4 protein-coding genes are annotated in these 4831 nt (G+C 29.7%); all 4 read left to right on the top strand.

The window, feature by feature from the left end; all coding sequences use genetic code 11:
• The first annotated feature begins 220 nt into the window (after window positions 1-220).
• Window positions 221-1249: an extracellular solute-binding protein gene (locus E6248_RS13270; protein WP_316341269.1), complete on the top strand. Its 1029-nt coding sequence runs from the start codon at window positions 221-223 to the stop codon at window positions 1247-1249.
• A gap of 96 nt (window positions 1250-1345) precedes the next feature.
• Window positions 1346-2458, top strand: coding sequence for an ABC transporter ATP-binding protein (locus E6248_RS13265; protein WP_316341268.1), 1113 nt, complete (start codon window positions 1346-1348; stop codon window positions 2456-2458).
• Window positions 2458-4125, top strand: coding sequence for an iron ABC transporter permease (locus E6248_RS13260; RefSeq protein WP_316341267.1), 1668 nt, complete (start codon window positions 2458-2460; stop codon window positions 4123-4125). Before E6248_RS13265 ends, E6248_RS13260 begins: the two co-directional genes overlap by 1 nt.
• A gap of 66 nt (window positions 4126-4191) precedes the next feature.
• The coding region (locus E6248_RS13255; RefSeq protein ID WP_316341266.1) for a hypothetical protein at window positions 4192-4831 on the top strand (640 nt) is incomplete at its 3' end.

Raw genomic sequence — 4831 nt, 5'->3', positions numbered from 1 at the left:
GGCTGACGAACCTTTTAAAGCGCCTTAAGACGCAACGCAAGTAATATGCCCTTATAGGGCTAAGGAAAAACCACCAGCTAAGCTGGTGGATATTTATTTGTTAGTTCATAAAAAAGGATAATTTTACAGATAATAGGATTTAATTATACGTTTACATTTGATATTATTTAATTACATCAAGAGTAACGGAAAAATTAGAAAAGTATAGGGGGAATTTGTGATGAAAAAAGTTTTAGCTACATTAATTTGTGCATCAATGATGGTAAGTATGGTTGCATGTGGTGGGCAGACTGGTAACTCTTCAGATGGAGAGGAGAGTAGCTCTAAGAATTTGGTTGTATATTGTCCACATCCATTAGAATTTATAGATCCTATAGTTGCAGAGTTTGAAAATGAGACAGGAATTCAAGTGGATGTAGTGGCAGCTGGTACTGGAGAGTTACTAAAGCGTGTTGAATCTGAAAAGGACAACCCATTAGGAGATGTAATGTGGGGTGGGTCTCTAGGTACATTACAACCAAAGGTAGATTTATTTGAGGAATACACATCTGCTAATGAAGAATATATGGCGGATGGAAATAAGAATACTGATGGTAAGATAACAAGATTTTCTGATATTCCAAGTGTACTTATGGTTAATACTAACTTAATAGGTGATATTAAAGTAGAAGGTTATGAAGATTTATTAAATCCAGAGCTAAAAGGTAAGATTGCTCATGCAGATCCTGCAAAATCATCTTCATCTTTCGAGCATTTAGTAAATATGCTATATTCCATGGGTAATGGTGATCCAGAAAAAGGTTGGGATTATGCTGATAAATTAGCTGGAAACTTAGATGGTAAATTACTTTCAGGATCTTCAGCTGTTTATAAAGGTGTAGCAGATGGAGAATACACAGTAGGTTTAACTTTCGAAGAAGGTGGAGCTAAATATGTTAAAGATGGTGCTCCAGTGAAAGTTATTTATATGAAAGAAGGAGTAATTTCTAAGCCTGATGGAGTTGCAATAATAAAGGGTGCAAAAAATATAGATAATGCTAAGAAGTTTATTGACTTTTTAACTAGTAAAGAAACTCAAACAATGGTGGCTTCAGATTTAAGCAGAAGATCTGTAAGAAAAGATGTAGATCCAGCAGAAGGATTACAACCTATGAGTGATATTAATATTATCCAAGATAATCCTGAGGTAGTAACAGCTAATAAGCAAGCTTGGATTGATAAATTTAAAGAAATATTTACTAATAAATAAATATAGGAATAAAATGGGGCTGTTGCAAATAGTACAATTAATAATTATTAATTCTGCGAGAGCCCCATTTTCTAAATAGATGAGGAGGAAGTAAAAATGAGTGTTTCAATTAAGGCAACAAATGTGATTAAGAAATATGGCGACAATACTGTAATTCCTGATTTAAATTTAGATATTATAAATGGAGAATTTTTCACTTTACTTGGACCTTCAGGTTGCGGGAAAACAACATTTTTAAGAATGATTGCAGGTTTTAACTCTATTGAGGGTGGAAAAATCAGTTTTGAAGATAAGGTAATAAATGATATTCCAGCACATAAGAGAAATATAGGTATGGTTTTTCAAAACTATGCTATTTTTCCACACTTAACAGTTAAACAAAATGTTGAATATGGATTAAAATTAAGAAAACCTTCAAAAAATGAATTGGAAAAGAAAGTATCAGATATTTTGAAGGTTGTTAGAATTGATGAGTATAAGGATAGATTACCAGAAAGACTATCAGGGGGACAACAACAAAGGGTGGCCTTAGCAAGAGCTATAGTTATTCACCCAAGTGTGTTACTTATGGATGAACCACTTTCAAATTTAGATGCTAAACTAAGAGTTGAAATGAGGAGTGCCATAAGAGATGTACAAAAAGAAGTAGGAATAACTACTGTATATGTTACACATGATCAAGAAGAAGCTCTAGCTATCTCAGATAGAATTGCAGTTATGAAGGATGGAGTTGTACAACAAGTTGGAACACCAAAAGAAATATATACTAGGCCTAAAAATACTTTTGTAGCAACATTTATTGGACATTCTAATTTATTTGAAGGGAATATAGAATTAAAAGATAATGAATATTTCGTGAAATTTAAAAAAGGTTATACTGTAAAAATGAGTAATCTAAAGGATAATGTAAAAAATGGACAGAAAGTTATAATAGCTGTTAGACCAGAAGAGTTCGTTATTTCAAACAAAGGATTAGCGACTAAAATTAAGACAGCAACCTTCCTTGGAAGATATACTAATTATGAAATCATATTTAATGATGGAGAAATATTAGAGGGACAGGCTGCCATAGAATTATCTCAAGATATAGGAACAGCAGATCATATTTATAGTAATGGAGATGATTTGTATTTAGAAGTTAATCCAAAGAAAATTAATGTTTTCACTGAAGATGGAGAGGCAAACTTAATAAAAGGAAGTGAAAACTAATGAAAAGTGTAAAGGGTAAATTTAAAATTAAATTTGACTTTTGGACGATAGTGACTTTAATTATTGCACTTATATTTCTTATATTCTTTATATATCCACTATTTTCATTATTTATAAGTGGATTTAAGGATGCTGTAACTGGCGATTTTACTTTTGCTAATTTTGTAAAGTTTTTTGAGAAGAAATACTACTATAATGCATTGATAAATTCTTTTACTGTAACTATTTGTGTTACTATTTTAGCGATATTAATAGGTGCACCTTTAGCATATTTAACTACAGCATTTAATATTAAGGGGAAAAAGTTAATAGAAATATTAATAATTATTTCTATGTTATCACCACCATTTATAGGAGCATATTCATGGGTATTATTATGCGGTAGAAGTGGAGTTGTTACAAAGTTTTTTGAAAATAACTTAGGAATAACCCTTCCGCCTATATATGGATTTGCAGGAATACTTTTAGTGTTTACCCTTAAGTTATATCCTTTTATATATCTATATGTCACAGGAGCATTAAAAAAAATAGATGTATCATTATTAGAAGCTGCAGAAAGTTTAGGATGTAAGCCTATTAAAAAAATTGTAACAGTAATACTGCCATTAATATTACCTACTCTTTTAGCAGGAGGATTATTAGTATTTATGAATGCATTAGCTGATTTCGGGACTCCAATGCTAATTGGTGAAGGTTATAATGTAATGCCTGTATTGATATATTCTGAATTTATTAGTGAAGTTGGTGGTCAAGCTAATTTTGCTGCAGCATTAGCAACAATAATGGTTCTTATAACTTCAATAGTATTTATTGCACAAAAATATGTTGTTAATAAAAAATCATTTACTATGAGTTCATTGAGACCTATGGTAGCTAAAAACTTAAAAGGAGCTAAAAATATTTTCTCTCACATTTTTGTTTATTTTGTTGTATTTTTAGCTATAGTTCCACAATTAACAGTAATATATACTTCATTTCTTAATACAAAGGGATCAAGATTTGTTAATGAGTTTTCATTAAAGAGCTATAAAACAGTATTTAGTAAACTTGGATCAGCTATTACAAACACTTATTCATATGGGTTAATTGCAATTGGAATAATTGTAATATTAGGTATGTTCATAGCCTATATATCTACTAGGAGAAAAAATATTCTTACTTCTGTAATAGATACTATAACTATGTTTCCATATATAATTCCAGGCTCAGTTTTAGGTATAACATTATTACTTGCATTTAATAAAAAGCCTTTGGTATTAAGTGGTACATTTGTTATAATTATAATAGCATATGTAGTTAGACGGTTACCATATACTTTAAGGTCTAGTGCAGCAATACTTTATCAAATTAGTCCAAGTATGGAGGAAGCATCTATAAGTTTAGGATATTCACCTGTTAGGACATTTTTTAAAGTAACAGCGATAATGATGTTACCTGGGGTGTTAGCAGGAGCAATACTTAGTTGGATAACAGTTATTAACGAATTAAGTGCCTCAGTTATATTATACACAGGTGGCACGAAAACCTTATCAGTATCTATATATACTGAAGTTATTAGGGCAAGTTATGGAACAGCAGCGGCTCTATCAACAATTTTAACAATTACTACAGTAATTTCATTATTAATATTCTTTAAGGTTTCTGGAAGTAAAGAAATTAATTTGTAAAATAAAATTTTGTGATTGAAAGACCAGTAAATCTGGTCTTTTTTTGCAATATAGAGGAAGAGAGCTATGGGTAAAAAGTATAAAAAATATAGTGATGTAATTAGAAATACAATAGTGTGGTACGCTATAGTTCCTATAATAATAGTTTCTTTAGTTGCGTACTTAATTTTGTTTCTTTGGGGAAATAAATTAATAGTTAAAGAAAATGTTAATAGTAATATAAATATTTCTAAATTAATGGAAGAAAATTTAGGAGAATATAGATCTTTAATTAATAATATTTCAAATGATGAGAGTCTTATATCAATAATTGAAGATGGAATAAAGTCACAAAAAATCTATGAAGTTTTGTATAAATTCATAAATAAAAGGACTGTTAAGAGTAATTTCTATGTTTATGATAAAAATGGCAATATGATTATCTCAAATATGAATATTAAGCCAGATTATATTAGTGATGATAATCTATTTATGTGGGGCATTTTTAATAGAATGAAATTACGTAGAGAAGAAGTAATAATAATGGTTAATAAAGGTCAACAAGATAAATATACATATGGAACTTTATCATTAGGAAAGGCGATTTGTGATAATGATGAAATTATAGGGTATATTATTTTTGATTTATCCGAAGAGGATATTTTTGACTTAATTACAGGATATACTACAAGCGATATTATTATAACTGATAGACACAATATAATAG

This window comes from Clostridium sp., assembly GCF_032552055.1.
In the GTDB taxonomy this organism is placed as follows: Bacteria; Bacillota; Clostridia; order Clostridiales; family Clostridiaceae; genus Clostridium.
Note: the sequence above shows the minus strand (reverse complement) of the source record. Positions and strands in the feature narration are given on the sequence as shown.